This window comes from Rhodococcus sp. BH5 (assembly GCF_027583855.1).
GTDB classification, from domain to species: Bacteria; Actinomycetota; Actinomycetes; order Mycobacteriales; family Mycobacteriaceae; genus Rhodococcus_F; species Rhodococcus_F qingshengii.
The window spans coordinates 1-19,689 of the sequence record NZ_JAJHVW010000005.1 but is presented as its reverse complement, the minus strand read 5'-3'; the positions used below and the strand labels follow the sequence as shown (position 1 = coordinate 19,689).

Here is a 19,689-nt window from a genome sequence, read left to right as displayed (position 1 = left end):
CGGATGACGAAAGCCCCCCACCCTCATTGCGAGGTTGGGGGGCTTCCCTATCGAGACATCGCAAGGAAAGACAGGACTTTCGTCGCACAATCCGCGCACCAAAATCCATAGGCCAACACACCGGTTTACCGGACAATGAAACGATGGCTCACCTTGCGCAGGACCGTGTCGATGCTTGAACCTGAAACAGTAGACACCGCGATCCTCGCCATCTTCATCGGAACGGCCATTTCGGCAGTCACTGCGAGCGTCATGCCATGGGCATTCGGAAGGGTGCCACGAACCAAGTCGACGACATATGACAATTACCGACGAGTTTTCGGATTGCTTGCCGCCGTGCCTATGCCGTGGTTTCGCTCCGCGTTCTGCGCAGCATCAGTACCTGGAATATTTCTGATTCCGATAAAGCCCCTGAATGGATGGCCCCGATGGAGTAAGGCGCTCATTGGGGCGGCCATCGGGGCTGCATCTATGATCGCCGTCAGCGCTTTCCTTCAAGGAGTGCCGCTTCCCGTGACAGCGGTCGTATCGCTTCTCGCTGCGGCACTGTTCGCATCATCGGCGGTTAAGTTGACGGCCGGCGAACGAGATGCAGGGCAATTGATCGCTTGGACCGCTGCTGGCCATGCCTTGTTTTTCATCTTGATCGGCACTAGCAATACATCAGACTCATTTGAACACTTGTGGAAGTACGGGATCGCCACACCCGTGACGATAATTCTGATTTACATGGCCGTGTCGACTGGTAAAACATGGGTGTCAGTTGTACTGCTCGCAACCCTGGGCGTCACCAGCATGTCTCTAGGGTTCCGGTCCCACGCACTCGTCTGCCTGATTTCTGTGGTCATGCTGATAGCGAAGGGTCCATCAAGCCGTCCCAGATGGGCTAAGATTGGGGTCGCACTAGTCGGCATCTATGCTTTGGCGGTGCTCCTGCCGAATGCTATTTCGTCTGGCACTTTCGGAGCTGACGTACAGGCTCGGACCATTGCTCAGGAACAAGTTTCCGACGCGCCATCCTTTCTCGCAGGCCGGGTCGAGCCCCCATTCTCAATCGCGGCCATCTCAGAGAAGCCGCTAATAGGGTGGGGCAATCTGAACAAGATTGACCGCGCCACCGAAGCGTCGGGCGTCCAAATCGCCAAAGACCTCGGAATGGCAAACCCCGACTCGTACCGAAAGATCTGGATTCGAGACGGGGGGCAAGTCTCCCTGCATTCGGTATTCTTCGAATCGTGGGCCGCTGGTGGAATCTTGGCCGCCGGATTCCCTGCCTTGCTAATCTTCCTATTTTCCGCTGCAGCCATCCGAGCGCGAGGGCAATACGCCGCGTTGGTGATCCTCGTGTCGATACAAGGCCTTTGGGATGTAGTATTTTCACCCTGGGGCTACAACCGCCCAATCCTTTTCGCGACCTCGGCAGTGCTCGCGTGTTGGTCCATCGCGGAGCACCGCCGAGTGAAGAGTAAGCCTCAGCCATATCCTTCGTCGGACGCGGGCCCTAGCCATTTGGTTGGGGATTTCGCACAGAATCCCACGTAGGAGAATCTTGCGTCACCGCGACTCTCCGACATGTCGCCAGTCATGGCACACTGCACGGTCGAAATCGGTCTAGATTGCGGCGCCCGCTGCACCACAGCCCGCCAGTTCGCGAGAGGTGTCTTGTCGGTGCTGTGGTGCACTTAGTTGTGTGGCCGCAGGTTCGAATCCTGCCGGGGGCACCACAAGATTTGCATCACGAATAGTCACGCTGCGTGGATAAAGCGATCTCTCTCCAGACCGATCCGATCCGGACCGAAACCTAGCCCACAAATTGCGTACCGTCCGCAGTAATCTGCCTCGTATGAAGAAGGCGCTTCCAAAGACCCTGAAGTCACTCGCCCGGACCGTTGGAATCCTGGCACTCGCGATCGTCGTGGTATCCGTCGTCGAGCGGTTCACCGGCGCACACCAACCGACGACCGGTCCCGCGTCGTTGACCGGGCCCGACCAATCGTTGTAGCCCTTCCGTTGCGGCAAAGGTCGTCTGACGAAGTTCCGCGACGACGAGTCGGTGGGCAAGAGTCCACCAATGGCGGCTGAGTCGCGTGCAACACACTGCGCGGAGCGGCCCGCGAGTGTCACAGAATCTCTGGGCTCCGGATCCCAGGGCGTAACAGCAACCGGGGCAGTCAAACCTTGCGGGCAGCCGTGGGTGTAGCGCCATTGACACAATCTGCGTCAGAATGGTTGCGCGAGAACTTGATTCGAAGGTCCGATTTCGCGAAGTGTCCAGAGAGCTGCGAAAAGTACCGGCTGAGGGACCTCGCGGCCACTCGGTGCGGTTGCTCGGATGTGGCGACTGCACGCCGATCGAACCGGTCGCATCCACCGTCAGCAACTACGCAACGACCGTCACCATTTGACTCCGGGCATCGAAAGCGCTTGAAAAGTAAGCCAGTTCATCGTGCCGAGGCGCGCGAGAACGACCTGAACTTGCGAGGTCTCGAGATCTTCGAAGAAGCCTCCGACGTGGCATTTTCCGAGATCCACACACATCCCAGACAGTGCCTCATCCGTGCGCACAAGAGCGTCGCCCAAAGTCGCCGCGGCGCGTGATCAGCTGGACTGACGTAACCGTACCGAAGGCCTTCTACGAAAAGCTGGGCGATTCTTCGTCTCGAAATGCCCTGTCGGCCCCCGAAGCATTATCGACAGTTAACTGAGGCCGGAATCCAATCTGCTAAGAAAAACGAATCTAATGTGACCCCTATCTCTGGATCATTTCAGAACAGGGGTTTCGATGACCCGCGACTGAATTCACCCCCTAATTCACCCTCCTCCTATACACAGAAAAATGATTTGCATTTATGTCGAGCGTGTGTACACAGATAATTCGCTCCACACCTTGTCGTTCCGACAGCAAATAAGGGGCAGTGAACTGCATAAAGGCTCATTCGGTACAGCAGCGCCGACTCGGCTCGGCCGCTCACCGATTGTCGACAAGTGCCAAGGCAGGCATGCAACTGATGGTCGAGATCGAATTGTGATGAACCAGCCAGTTAACTTGAAAGAAATCAACGGAAGATAGATATACCCAGGTAAGCGCAGTTTTTCTTGCATGGACGCACGTCCATGGCGTGTCCAGCTATGCGATTTGCTCGTGTTAGATTCCTGATTGCACATCGCCCGGTTTGCGCCTTCTGCGTTGTTTGCGCGGAATTTGCATCTTCTCGCGAACGGCCCCGCGCACATTTCTTTACGTTGTGCCAAAGAAAGGAATTTCATGAAAACCGTCACGGCAGCGAAGCACGTAGCACGAAGACTCCCCCCTCGGAGCCATCGCACTGTTGCTTTTGCTATCCGGGATGGTGCTCATGCTCGAACTGCAATGAATCGCGCAGGAAAGATCCTCGGCCGCAGCCTTTAGTACCTCGAAGGTCGTCGCGTTAGGTAATACCGGCGGTCGATTTTTCTTGGAATTTCCTGGCCTACCCAGAGCCGGCCGTCGGTCTGCGCTGGCGCCAACCAGGTCCGATTACCAACTGTTCGGCTCCGCAGTAGGTCGCCTGAGAATCACCAACGCTCGCAACCAGGCTCCAGAGCGGCTCAAAGGTCCCGTTTCCCTATTCGACGGCCCCGGAAACGGGGCCTAAATCATGTGTTCTGAACGAAAGGTGTTCGTCATGCGTAACCGTGTCTTCCCACGCCGTGCCAGGGAGGGGGTGGTGTCTCGGTGGGCAGCTTTGGGGATGATCGTTGCGGTCCTGGCGCTGGTCGTATCGTCGTTCTCTTTCGTCCAGGTTGCCTCGGCCGATGACGTCGGGACCTCGACCACCATAGTTCCGACCACAATAGTTCCGACCACACCGAAGCCGCCCGCGACTACGACGGAGGCGCCACTGAAGACGACGGCACCGCCTACTTCCACGTCGGAGTCACCCACTTCTGCGAAACCGCCGATCACGACGGCGTCCTCGTCGACGACTCCTGTGGCGGCGCAGCGACTGGCCGCACGCGGAGTCAATCCCGGCATCGATGTGAAAATCACCGACGTCCAGGTCGAAGGAAAGAACGACCAGCAGATCACGGTCGGGGACTCCGTCACGGTGAAGGGCATTTGGGACGCGTCAAGCGCGAGTCCGCAGCCGGGCGACCAGTTCACCATTGAATTCCCTGGCGAGCTGAAGCTTCAGTCCAACCCGACGATCGCGCTGGAGGGCGACGATGGGACGGTTTGGGGCACATGCGATCTGGCTGCTTCCACCAATCTCATGACCTGCGTGCTCTCCGACGCTGTGGCGGATCGGCCGGACGAGGTGAAGGGCGATTTCTTCGTCTACACGAAGGCAGTCGAGTACACCACGTCAGAGACTGTGGATTTCACGATCAACAACAAGGTCACGCAGGTCGACCTGCCCGGCACGGGCGGCATCACCGACGGCCGCGTAATCGGCGAGTCGACGAAGTCCGGCAAACTCCAGGACAACAAGCAGTCAGTGCGGTGGACCATCGACATCCCCGGCGCAGATCTGGCCAAGTTGGACACAGGCAACACCGGTTCGGTGACCCTGAGCGACGAGCTCTCCGACAACATGAAGGTGTGTGCGGGCAGCCTGCTCAACGCGAAGCTGTGGTCCGGTCGCCCGGGCGATCTCAAAGAGACCCCTGGCGGCGTCACCGTCACCCAACCCGACGCGGGTGATCAGGTCACGATCAACATCAACAACGGCGGGCCCTTCGAGGGCAGCAAGCTCTACCGCATCGAGTACACCTCATGCACGACCAGCGGCGTTGTGGATCTCAAGGGGACTCAGTACACCAACTCCGTGACGATCGGTGACAACACGGTGGCTTCGGATGGCGTGGGACAGGACTACGCGCCGCAGACCGAGCCCTGGAAGGGCGGCTACCTCGACGGCGGTAAGCGCAATATGGAAGCCGTCTGGACGATTGTGGTTCCGGGCACCGACATTGCCGCCAACAACCACAAGATCGACATCACCGACACCTTCGGCGGCCCCCATGCGGTCTGTGCCTCGGGCGTGCAGGTAGTCATCGAGAAGTCTGACTACCTCCCAGGGCGGGAGAACGAACCCAACTACCGCACTCCTGCCGCAGGATTCACCATTGCTCCCATCGGCGCAGTAGCCGGCGCGAGTACCTTCACCGCGGCGATCACTGTGGATAACCCAGACACATTCAACGAAGAACAGTATTACTACTTCACGTACCGGACCTGCCTGACCACCACCGAGGTGCCGGACTCCGAGGACCATCTCACCAACTCGGCGGTCGTCAACAAGACGTCGATCACGGGAAAGACTGAGGGACCTGGGTTCACGAGCGGCAAGAACGGCGCGATCAACACCACGTCGCAGACGATCGGCGGTGTGGAGCAGCCGGCAGGCACCACCCTCAATTGGACCGTGGAAATCTCCGGACACGATCTCGAGGGCCTTACGGAACCGGCGGTCATCAACGACAGGTTCTCACCGAACATGACGGTGTGTGAAATCGGCGGCGATCTCAAGAGCAACCTCAATCTCAAGGTCGTCGCGCAAGACTTCTTCGACGGCAACAAGAAACGCGATATAACCGACGCCACCTCGGTGGCGCGCGCCGACGGCGGTTTCGATCTCACCCTCCCTCGGGACGCGGACGGTTACAGCCGTCAGACGAAGTACCTCGTCAGCTACACCCTGTGCACCAGCAGCGGCGGACTGGACCAGCGCGACACGGAATACTCCAACACCCTCACCTATGCCGGCAAGCAGACGCTGTCGAAGAGCGTCAAGCAGGAATGGGGCGGCGGCGGCACCGGCCAAGGTGTGTCACGGGGCTCGTTCTCGCTTCTGAAGGAGATCGCTCCCTTCTCCGAGAAATTCCCGGAAGACACCGAGTTCACTGTGAAAGTCGAGGAGTTCGCCCCCGGGCAAGATCCAGCGACCGACGCCCCGGTGAGCTCCTACGAGATCAAGGTGAAGGCTGACGGGACACCGGTCAGTGGGATCAACCCCCGCGGAACCGGCTGGCAGATCCGTCTGTCCGAGATCAACCTCCCCACCGTTGACGGCGTGTACTTCGAGCGAGGAACATTCCGCCCGTCAGAGGGCGTGACGCTCAACGGGGACCGCACCGAGGCGCTGGTGACCATCACGCCGAAGAACAATGTCGGTGTCACACTGCTCAACAAAGCGAGCCTGGGATCGGCGAGGATCACCAAGTCCGTCATCGGTGACGGAGCGCGCACGGGGCTCGAGGCTTTCGTCGTCAACGCAGAGATCGCCTTCGGTGACGACGCCGCCGGCAACGAGCTGCGTCAATTCACCCTGAAGGACGGTCAGCACTACGACCTGAGCAAATTGCCCATCGGAGCGAAAGTCACCTTCACCGAGGTCCAACCGACGAACACCGACCTCGTGACGTGGTCGCTGCCGGTGATCAGCCCGAAGACGCTCACCATCGGCACCGACGCGTCGGCGAACACGGTCTCCGTCACCAACGAGGCCACGATCACGCAAGGCACCTTCGAAGTGAGCAAAAAGCTCACGGGCCCGAAGGCGTCCGACAAGGCCGTACCGGCGAGCTTCGACGTGATTGCCACCTGGCTCGATACGGACGACAACCCGCAGAGCAAGACGCTGTCTCTTCCGTCCGACGGCACCCCGGTTCCGTTCGGCGAGAACCTGCCGGGCGGCACCGAAGTCACACTGACAGAGCTGGTTCCGGCAAACGGTGACGGTCTCGCCTATGGCGTGCCCGCATACTCCGGGAATGTCAGGATCAATCCGGACAACGAGGCCGTGGTGACCATCGGCAAGGATCTGCGCAAGATCGAGGTGTCGAACTTCGTCGACGTCAACGACGGCACTCTGCGCATTGCAAAGCAGGTCGGCGGTGAGGCCGCCGAGGCCGTCGGCGACGACGTGGAGTTCACGGTCGAGGCGCGTTGGCGCGACGGTGTGGAGTACCGCACCCAGGTGCTGAGCGTCAAGCAGGGACAGACCACACCGCTCGGCGTCGACCTCCCTGTCGGCACCGAGGTGACCTTCACTGAGACCGGCCGTCCCGATGTCGACGGAGTCGAGTGGGGCACGATCTCCTGGGGCACCAGCCCGGAAGGCGAATCGTGGCTGCATTCGAACCTCGACGGCACCGCGACGGGCATAGTCTCCGACGACCCGACCGACGGTCGACTGATCACGCTGTCGAACGAGGCGCTGTGGAAATTCGGATCGGTCGAATTCACGAAGTTCATCCTCGACGCTGACGGCAACCCCGTCCGCGCACCCGAGGCCGACCTGCCTGACAGCGCGACGTTCGAGGTCCGTATCGACGGGATCGATCCGGCACTCCCCGCTGGAACTGATTTCCCGGCAGTGGGCCAGACCATCACCCTCGATGCCGCAAACGACTGGAGCTGGACGTCCGACGAGGTTGTGCCGCGGAACACCGTGATCACCTTCTCCGAGGTCGACCCCAAGCCACTGGCCGGTATCGACTGGGCGCGGCCGTACTACTACGTCTCCGCGGATGCCGGTGACGCCGATTACCACGACACCGTCAAGGCGGTGGCGGGTGAGAAGGCTGTGGTGGAGATCCACAACCGCCCGATCCCGACCACCGAGGTGGATATCGACAAGATCGTGACCGGCCCCAAGGGCAGCCAGGTAGCCAAGGACGGATCCACGATCTTCCAGGTCACGGCTACGTGGACGGACATCGACAATGAGGCGCGGTCTTGTGTTCTCGATGTCAAGCCGGGCGCTTCGGTCACTCCGACCGCCCAGTGCGACGCAGCCGTCATCGACGGCCGGGTCCAGTTCCCGCTGAACACCGACATCACTTTCACAGAAACCGGTGCTCACACCGACGTCACCAACGTCAAGTGGGGTGAAGTGATCTGGGGCGTCAAGGAAGGCAAGGCGGATGTCTCGAAGATCGACGGCGAACCGACCGCAACTTCCGTCGAGCTCACCGGCGAAGCAAACAAGTCGGTGGTCCTGGGACTCGAGAACAAAACCAGCAGCAATGGGCTGATCATCATCCCGATCCCGATCCCGCTGCCGCCGTGGGAAATCCCGACATGGCCGGGCTCTGAAGTACCCGGAGGACCAGGCACTGACGTGTCGACTCCCGGCAACAACACTCCCGGCGACAACGGTGGTGGACACAACGGTGCTCCGGGCACACCTGCTCCGGGAAATCCTGCTCAGGCCAAACCGGACCAGTCCTCGTCCCTGCCGGTAACCGGCGCGAACGTCATCTGGCTCGCCGGTCTGGCGCTGGCACTGATCGGCGGTGGCGCATGGCTCACCCTGCGTAACCGCAAGCGCGCACCCGGCCAGGAGTAACTCCCAACCAGAAATACCGAAACAGGGCGGGTGCGACATACGCCTGGTCGCACCCGCCCTGTTTCACCGTCACGACGCATCTATCTCGCGGCCGCCGCCGCGGCCCACCCCTCGAAGGAGAAACACCATGTCATTCCTCCCGTTCCCGATCGTCATCGAAGGCATCGAGACCACTGGTTCTGCCGCGATCGACGGCCTCGGTCGCCTGTCCGTACTCCTTTACGATCTCCTCGGCGGTACCGGGAGCGCCACGATCGACGCGGGCAGCTAGTTCGATGCGGCACCAATTCGACACATCAGCTAGCTCTGTAGATCTGTGAAGAGGAGACCCCGGTCCGTGAGCGATACCGAAGTTCCAGGGCGTCGGCGGCCGGGCGCAGGCCAGGTAATCGGCGAACTGCTCCTCACGGCCGGGGTCGTCATCCTGCTGTTCGTCATCTATGAGGCGTTCTGGACCAATATCGTCTCAGGGCGGCTGCAGGACGAGCTCAACAACAGTCTGGAGGAATCCTGGGCCGAAGTCCCCGAATCCTCAGGAGCGATCGATGGTCAGCCGGTGTCCCCGCTGATCCCTGTGCTCGGCGAGGGATTCGCGCGCGTGCATTTCCCCACACTCGGCGCCGCGTACGCAATCGTCGAGGGCACACGCAACGAGGACCTGCGGGCCGGCCCCGGCCACTACCCGGACTCGCAGATGCCCGGCGAAGCCGGAAACTTCGCGCTCGCCGGGCACCGCAATGGTTCCGGCGCAGTCTTCCAACACCTGGATCGACTCGATGCATGCGATGCCGTCGTCGTGGAGACCGAGTTCCAATGGATGACGTACCGGTTGCTCCCACTCGACCAGGCCTCGCCCGACCGTCGCGCTGCGGCGAAAGCCTGCTTGAATCCCGAGCAAGCCGATCGCGTTTCCGAAGGCGACTACGTCCATCTCCTCGGGCGGCGCATCACCGTGCCCGGGGATGTCGCGGTCGTCAACCCGCTGCCCGGAAGCACTTGGGCCGAGCCCGACGCCACGCTGGAAAGTATGTTGACACTGACCACGTGCCATCCGCTCTACTCGAACAGCGAACGCTTGATCGTCCACGCGGTTCTCGTCGAAACAATCTCGAAGACTTCGGGCACCATTCCCGCGGCATTCCAGGAGCAATGAATGTACGGATACCTCTGGGGAGCGCTCCCCGGCCCCCGACCAGTGAAGGCCCTGCTGGCGATCGTTCTCGTGGTCGCGGTGGTGCTGCTACTCATGGAATTCGTATTTCCTTGGGTGTCAGAGCATATGCCCTACTCCGACGTCACCGTATAGAGCGCCCGTGCAGGTCGGCCGACACCTGCACAACGCCCGGCTGGAGCCCGAAGGTGCTGTCCTACATCGGACTCGACGGATCTACGATGATTATGGCGTGTCGATGCAAACCAGTTTCCGCGTGTGTCGGAACGGGTCGCCTAGTTGACGCTCGGGGCTCTCCGGAATGTTTGTTCGACGCCTGAGCGAGCACTGAAACCTGACTCCGCCGCTACAGAACCTTCGTGAAGATCTGCGCCGGCGCTGCCGTCTCGAGCTTGGCCAGCGCCTCAACCAACCTGACGAAGTGCTCGGTATGGGTATGAGCGTCGAGGTGCTCCTGCGATTCCCATTCTTCCGCCAACACGAGCTCGCAGGGATTGTCGGTGCGCTGCAATAACTCGTAGTTGATGCAGCCGACCTCTTTTCGGGTCTCGGTGACAAGTTCGTCGTACAACCGAAGCACTTCCGCGAGATCGCCCTGCTCCACCGTGGTTGGCACCAACACCCTGATCACAAAGACTCTCCGATTCGACTGTCCTGCAATAGCCCGTCGGCTCGAAGTCTGCCGTAGACTCCGACAGATCGACATTTCCGTTGTGACTCGAAGTTTGCGGACAGGCGCAATATCTACGAAACACCCCCGATACCGGAGGTTCGTAGGGTTTGCCGAAGTCGGGCTCGCAATCAGCAGCGCAGCCCTGGGCCCGGGCGAGGGGTAAGCACATGAGTGGAAATGCAGTTCGCTTGCAAGCGATCAAGGACGTCGAGGCCTACACACCTCCGGTGGTCAGTTTCACCACCGACGAGACACCCGGCGAGGTGTTCGGTGCCAACGTCTTCAACAAGGTGGTCATGCAGAAGCGACTGCCCAAGCTCGTCTACAAGTCGGTGATGGCGACGATCGAGCAAGGCAAACCGCTTGATCCCATGGTCGCCGACGCGGTCGCGTCGGCGATGAAGGACTGGGCGTTGGAGAAAGGCGCAACCCACTACGCTCACGTCTTCTATCCACTGACCGGGTTGACCGCCGAGAAGCACGACAGCTTCCTCGAGCCGGTCGGCGACGGCAGTGCACTGGCGGAGTTCGCCGGCAAAACCTTGATCCAAGGTGAACCCGACGCTTCGAGTTTCCCGAACGGCGGGCTGCGCAACACGTTCGAGGCTCGCGGATACACCGGCTGGGATGTCACGAGCCCGGCCTACGTTCTCGAAAACCCCAACGGCAACACACTGTGTATCCCGACCGTGTTCGTTTCGATGACCGGCGAAGCGCTCGACCACAAGACTCCCCTGCTGCGTTCACAACAGGCAATGGGTTTCCACGCCGAACGAATCCTTAAGTTGTTCGGCCATACCGATCCCGAGCACATCGTGTCGTTCTGCGGACCCGAGCAGGAGTACTTCCTGATCGATCGACACTTCTTCCTCGCCCGCCCCGACCTCCTCAACGCCGGCCGAACACTCTTCGGCGCAAAGCCGCCCAAGGGCCAGGAGTTCGACGACCACTACTTCGGGGCGATCCCGGAACGTGTGCTCGGATTCATGATGGACACCGAGCGGGAACTTTTCAAACTCGGTATCCCCGCCAAGACGCGGCACAACGAGGTTGCGCCCGGCCAGTTCGAAATCGCCCCGATGTTCGAGCGAGGCAACATCGCCGCGGACCACCAGCAGTTGCTGATGACCACTTTCAAGACAATCGCCAAGAAGCACGGCATGGAATGTCTGTTCCACGAGAAGCCGTTCGACGGTGTCAACGGCTCCGGCAAGCACGTCAACTTCTCGCTGGGCAACTCCGAACTCGGCAGTTTGCTTGTCCCCGGCGACAATCCGCATGACAACGCCCAGTTCCTCGTATTCTGCGCCGCAGTCATCCGGGCCGTCCACAAATACGCCGGCCTCCTGCGCGCGTCGGTCGCATCGGCAACCAACGATCACCGTCTCGGTGCCAACGAGGCTCCCCCGGCCATCATCTCGATCTTCCTCGGCGATCAACTGGCCGACGTCTTCGAGCAGATCGCCAAGGGCGCCGCGACATCGTCGAAGGACAAGGGCACCATGATGATCGGCGCCGATACCCTTCCCGTCCTACCGACCGACCCGGGCGATCGCAACCGTACGAGCCCATTTGCCTTCACCGGCAACCGTTTCGAGTTCCGCGCGCCAGGATCGCTGCAAACAGTCAACGGCCCGATGGTCACCATCAACACGATCATGGCCGAGGCCTTGGACTACATGGCCACCGAACTGGAAGCCGCGGTCGCCGACGGCGCCGATTTCGACACCGCCGTCCAGAATCTGCTCACCGAGATCATCACCAACCACGGTGCGGTTGTCTTCAACGGCGACGGTTACTCGGAGAACTGGCAGATCGAGGCCGAGTCTCGCGGCCTGCCGAACCTTCGCACGACGCTGGACGCCCTTCCTGAACTGATCACCGAATCCTCGATGGAACTCTTCGAGAAGTACAAGGTCTTCAACCACCGGGAGATGCACAGCCGCTACGAGGTCGGACTCGAACAGTACGCACTGAGCATCGGCGTCGAGGCACGCCTGGCCGCCGAAATCGGTACGACGCTGATTCTTCCGGCTGCAGTGCGCCACCAGACGGAAGTTGCGCAGAACTTCGTCGCACTGAAGTCTGCCGGCCTCGAACCGGATTCAGCACCGCTCGAAGAAGTGTCGGCGCCCGTTGCGGCTCTGCGCACAGCGCTCGCGGCCCTGCGCGCAGCAATCGACACCGACGCCGGCGAGTCGCCATTCGATCAGGCCAAGCACGCACAGGACGCATTCCTGCCCGCCATGGCAGAGGTACGTGCAGCGGCCGACTTCCTCGAAACCATCGTCGCCGACGATCACTGGCCACTCCCGACGTATCAGGAAATGCTCTTCATTCTCTGAGCATCACCCGAATATCACTACCCACAGAACTATGGCCTGCAACTCGATCGAGTTGCAGGCCATAGTTGTCGAATCTTGCTCGGCTAGCGGTCTTCCGGCATCGTGACTTCGAGGACGCGAGCCTCACCGGTGGTCGCGGGGTCAGGACGATCGCGCGAATCCGACGACGCCATCTGGAGTCCGTTCAAATCGGTCCGCATGTAGATGACGTTGTAACGGTCCCACGTGGTGGCGACGAATTCGAGGAACTGTCCGCTCGCCCACGGGTGCATGAATCCGCCGTACAACGCGGGCAACGTGATTCCACTCAACAGGGTCTGCGTACCACTCCACGGGCCTTGCGGTTGGTCGGCCTGACGGATCACCAGGTTGCCCTCGGCACTGGTGTACATGGCAACGTACTTGTTCAGGTAGTCGTTCCACTGCACTGCGAGTTCACTGACCGGTGCCTTGATGACCTGAACGGCATCGGTATCTCGCGGACTCCAACCGGAGCCGTCCCAGTATTCGTAGGCGCCGAGGTTTCTGATGTCGGCGCCGGCCACTCGCGCCAGGATCGCCTTACCGAAACGACCTGAGGGAGTTCCGTATTCGTAAATGTAGCCGTCCCGACCGTCGAGGAAGGCGCTCTGCTGGAAGTTGGAATTGATCGGCGATACTGCCGGAATCCCCGGAATGCCAAGTCCTTCGGTATTGGCGCGAACTGTCGCCGGATCGAGTTCCCAGTTCTCACCGTTGTCCGTGGAGAAAGCCAGAGCCGAGTAGTTGGTGGTCCAGGCTCCGGGTTCGTCCCACGACCGAACGGACATGAATCTGATGTACTGCACACCACCGTAAGAGATTCCAGCGGTCGGGATGGTGGTGAACTCACCCGGAATGCCGAATCCCGGAATGATCTCCTTGGAATGATTGGGGCCGTCCAAAGGAGAACTGTCGATCTTCATCCCGTCGGCAATGGCGGTGTCGTTGCTGCGGAACAATACGTTGCTGCGCCAGTCGTCACCCGGGGTGTCGCAGTCGCCCACCGTGTCGCCGAATGCCATCAGCACGTCGTGATCCGGCCCCGAAAGACCGTTGTCCCACATGATTCCGAGGTCGGTACCCGACACGTTGAACCGCTCGATGGTGTTGTTGGGACTGCCTGGGCCAGTGACCATTTCGATCGCCTTGGTCCGGCCGGTCAGCACCGGCAGAGCACCGTTGGGGGCGCCGGTGATCCAAGGCAGCGCGTTGGCGAGGGAGCCGGTACCGGCGGATCCACTGCCGAGCGATCCGGTCAGCGAGCCGAGCGAACCCGTCATCGATCCGGCGGAACCACTTCCTCCCGAACCGCACGGTCCACCGATCGCCGACGCAGACGGTGCTGCGGCAATCGTCGCGGCAATCGTGACGACGCCTATCGACAACATCGCCGACATGGAGTGTTTATTACGCACGTGCAGCCCCTCTGATCATTTCGACTCGTTCGGACCACAGGCACAGTGATCCCCGACCGCAGAAGCAAACCATTTGGAATGTGTTAAGAGAGTGAAAGCTGAGCAAATTGTTATAAATCGCCCGTTCAACTGACACAAGTGACAGCTGTGTCCGATTTCACCTTCACAGGACAGTTGTCCGATACAGCAATAAAGGCGCCTAGTATGTAACGGAAATGTAAAAGAGTTCTCACAACGAGGTAGGTGAGCGGTGTCCGTACGTGACCGCGTAGCGCAGATTTACGATCAGGTTTTGGTTCGCAATGCAGGAGAGCCCGAGTTCCATCAGGCCGCCGCAGAGGTCTTCGAGTCTCTTCACGTAGTGCTCGAACGCCACCCCCGCTACGCCGACGCCGGACTCATCGAGCGGCTCTGCGAGCCGGAACGCCAGATCATCTTCCGCGTGCCGTGGACCGACGACCAGGGCAACGTTCACGTCAACCGTGGCTTCCGCGTGCAGTACAACAGTGCACTCGGCCCCTACAAGGGCGGCCTGCGCTTCCACCCCAGCGTCAACCTGGGCATCGTGAAGTTCCTCGGCTTCGAGCAGATCTTCAAGAACTCACTCACCGGCCTGCCCATCGGCGGCGGCAAGGGTGGCTCGGACTTCGATCCCAAGGGCCGCTCCGACGCAGAGGTCATGCGCTTCTGTCAGTCCTTCATGACCGAACTGCAGCGTCACATCGGTGAATACACCGACGTTCCGGCCGGCGACATCGGTGTCGGCGGTCGCGAGATCGGCTACCTGTTCGGTCAGTACAAGCGGCTGACCAACACGTACGAGTCGGGCGTCCTCACCGGCAAGGGCATCACCTGGGGCGGATCGCAGGTTCGCACCGAGGCCACCGGCTACGGCGTCGCGTACTTCGTCGCCGAAATGCTCAAGGCAAAGGGTGAAGGCCTCGAAGGCAAGAACGTCGTGATCTCCGGATCCGGCAATGTCGCCATCTACGCAATCCAGAAGATCCACCAGCTCGGCGGCGTCGCGATCGCCTGCTCGGATTCCTCGGGATACATCGTGGACAAGAAGGGCATCGATCTCGACCTCCTCAAGGAGATCAAGGAAGTTCGCCGCGGCCGCATCAGCGAGTACGCCGACGCAGTTCCGCATGCCGAGTTCATCGCCGACGGTTCCATCTGGGACGTGCCGTGCGACGTCGCACTCCCCTGCGCGACTCAGAACGAGCTCGACGAAGATGCCGCAAAGACCTTGATCGCCAACGGCGTTCAGGCCGTTGCCGAAGGCGCGAACATGCCCACCACCCCCGGTGGCATCCAGCTCTTCCGTGACGCGAACGTAGCCTTCGCACCCGGCAAGGCGGCCAACGCCGGTGGCGTTGCAACCTCCGCTCTCGAAATGCAGCAGAATGCTTCGCGTGATTCCTGGAGCTTCGAGTACACCGACGAGCGTCTCGCCGGAATCATGCGCGGCATTCACAAGCGCACCATCAACACCGCTGCCGAGTACGGAAAGCCGGGCGACTACGTGCACGGCGCGAACATTGCCGGCTTCGTGAAGGTGGCCGACGCCATGATTTCGCTGGGCGTCATCTAGAGATTTCCGCAATACAGACAGCAGTACAAAAAGGGGTGATTTCACCCTGAACCGGTTCCCGTACATCGGACTGGTCGAATCAATACCTAGGCCGCGAGGGCCCTGGGTCCGCGAGGACCCAGGGCCCTCGAGCTTGATCTGAGCAAATCGCCCGCGACGAGCACCGTAGGCGCCGGCAATCATCCCAGACGGAACTCGTAGTGTCCTCCGAATCCGTTTTCCGCTCTGACGTCGAAAAACACCGTAAGTGGACGATTGTTTAGGTCCGCAGCGCGTGGGGCATATGGACTTATCTTCACATTTGTCCATTTCACAGTTGGACGATCGTTCATGTGGTAGAAATCACAACGCCTGGCGCAATTCGATCCGCAAATTTCAGCGGCGAGTATGCCCCCGAACAAGGCCTCAGCGTGTACCCCGCTTCGTAACGCGCCGAGCCTCCGGGTGCCTGTGCCAGGCGACGCACCTGTCTAGAGGAGGCCACCCATGTCCCCAGCGCTGCTGAACAACCCGGGACCGCTCATGTTGGGAGGCAAGCCCGCCTCCACAGCGGTCAACGACGTCATCCCACTGGCAAGCGATCTCGTAGATCACCTGTCCCGTGCCAACCCGACGTTGACTTCCCTCCAAACGGAGGCAGTACGTCGGGAACTGATTGCGGTGATCGTGCAGGGGCTCCAAGTGGGGATCCAGCTATTGGATCACCGCAAACTTCCCACCGACCAAGAGTTGGACGGCATTCACACGATGACCGTCCAACAAGCATTGAAAGGCGTGCCACTCAGCGCGATCCTCAACTTGACCAACGAGGGCATCAGCACTTTTCGCACCCTCATCCTCAGCCGGGCCGACGCCGAGGACTCCGCCAATCTCGGGGATCTCAACGAGTTCTTGTTCGCACTTGCGCAGCGGCTTCACTCGTTCATCTCGATCAGCTATCTTTCGGCTCTTCCTGCCGGTTCCCAACTCGGGGAATACTCCGCCGGCGCTCTCGTGAAAGCCATGCTGGACGGCGACGATCCCACCCAGCTTGCGTTGCAGATGGGCGTTGAACTCGCACCCCGCTATCTCGTCCTGCGGCTCCTGGTGAACCTGCCGCCCATCCGCCCGGGAGCACGCAACGGCAACCACCAGCGCATACAGGCCTACCGTGACCTCTCCGTCGCTCAATCGAAAATCGCGGCCCACTTCGGGTCGGCACTGCTCGAAGCTCCTGCACCGCAACGTGGTCTGGTGCTGATCGAGGGCACACCCGACTGGGGAACAGTGTGCGAGGTCATCCAACGCGCACGCGCAACGGTCGGGGTGGAGATCACAGCAATCGCCGAGAACGCCGCGGTACGAGATATCGCCGCCGCCCAAGCAACCACTCACGAATTGGCGCAACTCGTGCGGCGCCTGAGACTGCCGGCGCGGTCCTACCGAATGGAAGACCTCGCGCTCGAGTATCAACTCACTCGGGGTGGCGCAGGCCGCGACAGCTTGATCAATCTTCTCAAGCCACTCGACGGCAATCCGGAACTGCTGCAGACATTGTCCATACATCTCGCCAACGGCCAGCATCGTCAGCGCACCGCGTCGGCGCTCGGCCTGCACACCAACACCGTCGACAATCGAATCAAGCGCATCGCAACCCTGACCGGATTGGATCCGGCCCTGCCCTCTGAACTGCTCAAACTGCGCGCTGCCATGATCTCGCTGACCTTCGCAAGCACTGATGTGGACAATCGTCCAGCGAAAATGTGAACACTCACATCCTCGCTATTAGCTGTCCACGTGTGGCGCCTGGACCCCACTTTTCCGCTCCGAACCGGGCTATAAAAGTGTGGTGCGAATCACCGCGCAAACCAGTAACAATTAAGGGGAAACACATGATCAACGGCCAGGATAACGCTCTCCTCGGTGCCTTCTTCGACACCATCCTGCAGCTCTTCAACGCGGGCAGCACCGGCACGGGCTCGACGGATGGCGGCGGCGTCTCCTAGGACGAATCTCGGGCCCTGTGCGAGAGAATTTCTCGCGCAGGGCCCGCTCCAAGCCGCCTGACACTGTGATGGCGGTGACCACGGTGACCACCACGTCGCCACCGCTGAAACCAGGAGCAAGCACATGATCGCCGCACCAACCACAGGCGCTTTGGCCGTCGTCTTGAACACCGTCCTACAGATGTTCAACGCCGGCAGCAGTTTCCTCTACACCGACAACTCTCCGATTGGCGGCGGCGGCGAAACTCCCACGACGCCTGCTCCCTGATCGACTTACCCGCTCGCATCACACAGTCGCGGCACAGACAGGAACCACCGTGATAAACCAGCACACCCTGGGCAGCCTGGTCATCGACTTCGGCTCACTCTCCCGAGCACTCGGCTTCGGCAACGGCTCCATCGTGTCGCTCGGCAGCACCGGAAGTGGCTGAAACAGCCCGCCTGACCACGTCGACGATCCCGTCGCCGCTCACCTTCTCACCACATCTCGAAACAGAAAGCAGGTCCCCCTGTGCCTACAATTCCGCTCACCGGCGACCCCATCGTCATCAACATCATCGTCCAGCTACTGAGCGCGGGCAGCAGCAATGCACTCGCACTGGGCGGAGTCGGTAGCAGCGGTCTCGGTAGCACCGGGCTCGGCAGCTTCGACTCGGCGAGCCTCGGCAGCGCTGCTTAGGACCTCACTTGTGATCGGTGTTCGATCCGCGTCTTCGGCCGCCGAAACAGTCCACGAAACCCACGTTGCCCTCCGTCATCTGTGACGGAGGGCAACGTGGTCGTTCAGGCGAGACGGCTCGCGGTTGCGCGATCAGGCCGTCCGCCGCGGTGAATCAACGCCAGTCTTCAGGTGGATCGCTGTCGTCGTGCTCGATGGTCACGGACTCCGAACGATCGTCAGCTGCAGCCTTTTTCGCTGCTTCACGCATCTCGATTCCGTCGGACACCCAGTCGCCGATCTCGCGCGTCACGTCTCGAACGGCCCCGGCGATGATCATCGCGATCGAGCCCACGTGGTTGGCTGCACTTTCGGTCAGTTCCTGGACCGTGTCCTTGCGGCGTTCGAATTTCCCGACCATCAGTGTGTGCCTCTCAGGCTGCAGTTCGCTGGCGCTCGACGATAACACCGGGAGGGGTCGTCGACTTGACCAAACCGGGCGGAAGAGCGAGCTTGAAGATCTTGCCCCATACCGAACCGATCTGCTTGAAGAACCCACCGGTGTTGTACGGCAAACCGTACTTCCCACACAATTCTTTCACCTGGGGAGCGAGTTCCGGATAACGATGCGCAGGCAGGTCCGGGAACAGGTGGTGCTCGATCTGGTGCGAGAGGTTGCCGGACATGATGTGGAAGAGCGGGCTTCCCTCGATGTTGGCGCTGCCGAGCATCTGACGCACGTACCACTGCCCGCGAGTCTCGTCGGCCGTCTCGTCCTCGGTGAAACTCTGGACACCGGTGGGGAAATGGCCACAGAAGATGATCGAGTACGTCCACACGTTCCGGACCAGGTTGGCGGTGACATTCCCCGCGAGAGTGGTCACGAACAGCGGCCCCGTGAGAACCGGGAAGATGACGTAGTCCTTGAGGACTTGCTTGCCCGCCTTGTTCCACCAGCCCTTCAGGAGCGGCTTGACGTCGTGCCACTTGCGTTTACCCTGGATGACGTTCTCGATCTCGAGATCGTGCATCATCACGCCCCACTCGAAGAGCACCATCAAGGCGAAGGCCCAGACCGGATTACCGAGGTAATAGGGGTTCCACTTCTGCGCGTCGTCGATACGCAGGATGCCGTATCCGATGTCACGGTCTTTGCCGAGAATATTGGTGTACGTGTGATGCATGTAGTTGTGCGAGTGACGCCACTGGTCGGCCGGGCACACATTATCCCATTCGAAGACTTCGGAATTGAGCCCTGGTTCCCGCATCCAGTCGTACTGACCGTGCATGACGTTGTGGCCGATCTCCATGTTGTCGAGAATTTTCGACACGCTCAATGCACCGACTGCCGCGAGCCACACCGGAGGCAGGAAGCCGAGGTACATCAAGCCGCGACCCGCGACCTCGAAACCACGCTGCGCCTTGATGACACGATAGATGTACTCCCGATCCTCAGCACCGAGCGAGGCGACGGTGCGATCACGCAATGCG

Annotated in this window: 15 protein-coding genes; 11 read left to right on the top strand and 4 right to left on the bottom strand. The window is 60.7% G+C overall.

The window, feature by feature from the left end:
- Positions 1–171 precede the first annotated feature (171 nt).
- From RhoBH5_RS14135 to RhoBH5_RS14110, 6 genes are all read left to right on the top strand, one after another.
- Positions 172–1,542 (top strand): hypothetical protein, encoded by a 1,371-nt coding sequence (locus RhoBH5_RS14135; RefSeq protein ID WP_256083115.1) that lies wholly within the window; start codon positions 172–174, stop codon positions 1,540–1,542.
- Positions 1,543–1,843: 301 nt separating this feature from the next.
- Positions 1,844–2,002: a hypothetical protein gene (locus RhoBH5_RS14130; protein WP_003945304.1), complete on the top strand. Its 159-nt coding sequence runs from the start codon at positions 1,844–1,846 to the stop codon at positions 2,000–2,002.
- Positions 2,003–3,731: 1,729 nt separating this feature from the next.
- Positions 3,732–8,336 carry a DUF5979 domain-containing protein gene (locus RhoBH5_RS14125; RefSeq protein WP_442972462.1) on the top strand — a complete coding sequence of 1,535 codons (4,605 nt, stop codon included), beginning with the start codon at positions 3,732–3,734 and terminating at the stop codon, positions 8,334–8,336.
- A gap of 127 nt (positions 8,337–8,463) precedes the next feature.
- Positions 8,464–8,607: a hypothetical protein gene (locus tag RhoBH5_RS14120; RefSeq protein ID WP_007733341.1), complete on the top strand. Its 144-nt coding sequence runs from the start codon at positions 8,464–8,466 to the stop codon at positions 8,605–8,607.
- Between the two features lie 66 nt (positions 8,608–8,673).
- Positions 8,674–9,489 (top strand): class E sortase, encoded by an 816-nt coding sequence (locus RhoBH5_RS14115; RefSeq protein ID WP_047270260.1) that lies wholly within the window; start codon positions 8,674–8,676, stop codon positions 9,487–9,489.
- Complete coding sequence (locus RhoBH5_RS14110) at positions 9,490–9,642, top strand: hypothetical protein (RefSeq protein WP_003945315.1); 153 nt, start codon at positions 9,490–9,492, stop codon at positions 9,640–9,642. It begins immediately after the preceding gene.
- A 211-nt stretch (positions 9,643–9,853) separates the two neighbouring features.
- Here RhoBH5_RS14110 and RhoBH5_RS14105 read toward each other — a convergent pair whose 3' ends face one another.
- Positions 9,854–10,123: a putative quinol monooxygenase gene (locus RhoBH5_RS14105; protein ID WP_231917368.1), complete on the bottom strand. Its 270-nt coding sequence runs from the start codon at positions 10,121–10,123 to the stop codon at positions 9,854–9,856.
- A 224-nt stretch (positions 10,124–10,347) separates the two neighbouring features.
- Between RhoBH5_RS14105 and RhoBH5_RS14100 the strand changes: the two genes are divergently transcribed.
- Positions 10,348–12,525 carry a glutamine synthetase III family protein gene (locus RhoBH5_RS14100; protein ID WP_270008442.1) on the top strand — a complete coding sequence of 726 codons (2,178 nt, stop codon included), beginning with the start codon at positions 10,348–10,350 and terminating at the stop codon, positions 12,523–12,525.
- 83 nt (positions 12,526–12,608) lie between these two features.
- Here the strand turns inward: RhoBH5_RS14100 and RhoBH5_RS14095 are convergent, their stop codons facing one another.
- On the bottom strand, positions 12,609–13,943 hold the full coding sequence (locus RhoBH5_RS14095; RefSeq protein ID WP_007733338.1) for a DUF4185 domain-containing protein: 1,335 nt from the start codon (positions 13,941–13,943) through the stop codon (positions 12,609–12,611).
- 268 nt (positions 13,944–14,211) lie between these two features.
- On the opposite strand from RhoBH5_RS14095, the gene gdhA reads away from it, so the two are divergent.
- The 4 genes from gdhA to RhoBH5_RS14075 all read left to right on the top strand — a co-directional run bounded on the left by gdhA (position 14,212) and on the right by RhoBH5_RS14075 (position 18,219).
- A complete protein-coding gene (gene gdhA / locus RhoBH5_RS14090) occupies positions 14,212–15,555 on the top strand; it encodes an NADP-specific glutamate dehydrogenase (RefSeq protein ID WP_003945368.1) in 1,344 nt (447 codons plus the stop codon).
- Between the two features lie 486 nt (positions 15,556–16,041).
- The gene (locus RhoBH5_RS14085) at positions 16,042–17,301 is read left to right on the top strand and encodes a PucR family transcriptional regulator (protein ID WP_003945374.1); all 1,260 of its coding nucleotides are present in this window, start codon (positions 16,042–16,044) and stop codon (positions 17,299–17,301) included.
- 363 nt (positions 17,302–17,664) lie between these two features.
- Positions 17,665–17,808 carry a hypothetical protein gene (locus tag RhoBH5_RS14080; RefSeq protein ID WP_003945326.1) on the top strand — a complete coding sequence of 48 codons (144 nt, stop codon included), beginning with the start codon at positions 17,665–17,667 and terminating at the stop codon, positions 17,806–17,808.
- 243 nt (positions 17,809–18,051) lie between these two features.
- Positions 18,052–18,219, top strand: coding sequence for a hypothetical protein (locus tag RhoBH5_RS14075; protein WP_003945367.1), 168 nt, complete (start codon positions 18,052–18,054; stop codon positions 18,217–18,219).
- Positions 18,220–18,373: 154 nt separating this feature from the next.
- Here RhoBH5_RS14075 and RhoBH5_RS14070 read toward each other — a convergent pair whose 3' ends face one another.
- Together RhoBH5_RS14070 and RhoBH5_RS14065 are read right to left on the bottom strand one after the other, a co-directional pair.
- Complete coding sequence (locus RhoBH5_RS14070) at positions 18,374–18,619, bottom strand: hypothetical protein (protein ID WP_003945295.1); 246 nt, start codon at positions 18,617–18,619, stop codon at positions 18,374–18,376.
- Positions 18,620–18,632: 13 nt separating this feature from the next.
- Positions 18,633–19,689: fatty acid desaturase family protein (locus tag RhoBH5_RS14065; RefSeq protein ID WP_270008440.1), on the bottom strand; the 1,057-nt coding region annotated here is incomplete at its 5' end.

Coding starts and splice junctions, on each gene's coding strand:
- RhoBH5_RS14120 (WP_007733341.1), top strand. CDS start 8,464: ATGTCATTCCTCCCGTTCCCGATCGTCATCGAAGGCATCGAGACCACT.
- RhoBH5_RS14130 (WP_003945304.1), top strand. CDS start 1,844: ATGAAGAAGGCGCTTCCAAAGACCCTGAAGTCACTCGCCCGGACCGTT.
- RhoBH5_RS14085 (WP_003945374.1), top strand. CDS start 16,042: ATGTCCCCAGCGCTGCTGAACAACCCGGGACCGCTCATGTTGGGAGGC.
- RhoBH5_RS14135 (WP_256083115.1), top strand. CDS start 172: ATGCTTGAACCTGAAACAGTAGACACCGCGATCCTCGCCATCTTCATC.
- RhoBH5_RS14125 (WP_442972462.1), top strand. CDS start 3,732: ATGATCGTTGCGGTCCTGGCGCTGGTCGTATCGTCGTTCTCTTTCGTC.
- RhoBH5_RS14070 (WP_003945295.1), bottom strand. CDS start 18,619: ATGGTCGGGAAATTCGAACGCCGCAAGGACACGGTCCAGGAACTGACC.
- RhoBH5_RS14100 (WP_270008442.1), top strand. CDS start 10,348: ATGAGTGGAAATGCAGTTCGCTTGCAAGCGATCAAGGACGTCGAGGCC.
- RhoBH5_RS14095 (WP_007733338.1), bottom strand. CDS start 13,943: ATGTCGGCGATGTTGTCGATAGGCGTCGTCACGATTGCCGCGACGATT.
- RhoBH5_RS14110 (WP_003945315.1), top strand. CDS start 9,490: ATGTACGGATACCTCTGGGGAGCGCTCCCCGGCCCCCGACCAGTGAAG.
- RhoBH5_RS14080 (WP_003945326.1), top strand. CDS start 17,665: ATGATCGCCGCACCAACCACAGGCGCTTTGGCCGTCGTCTTGAACACC.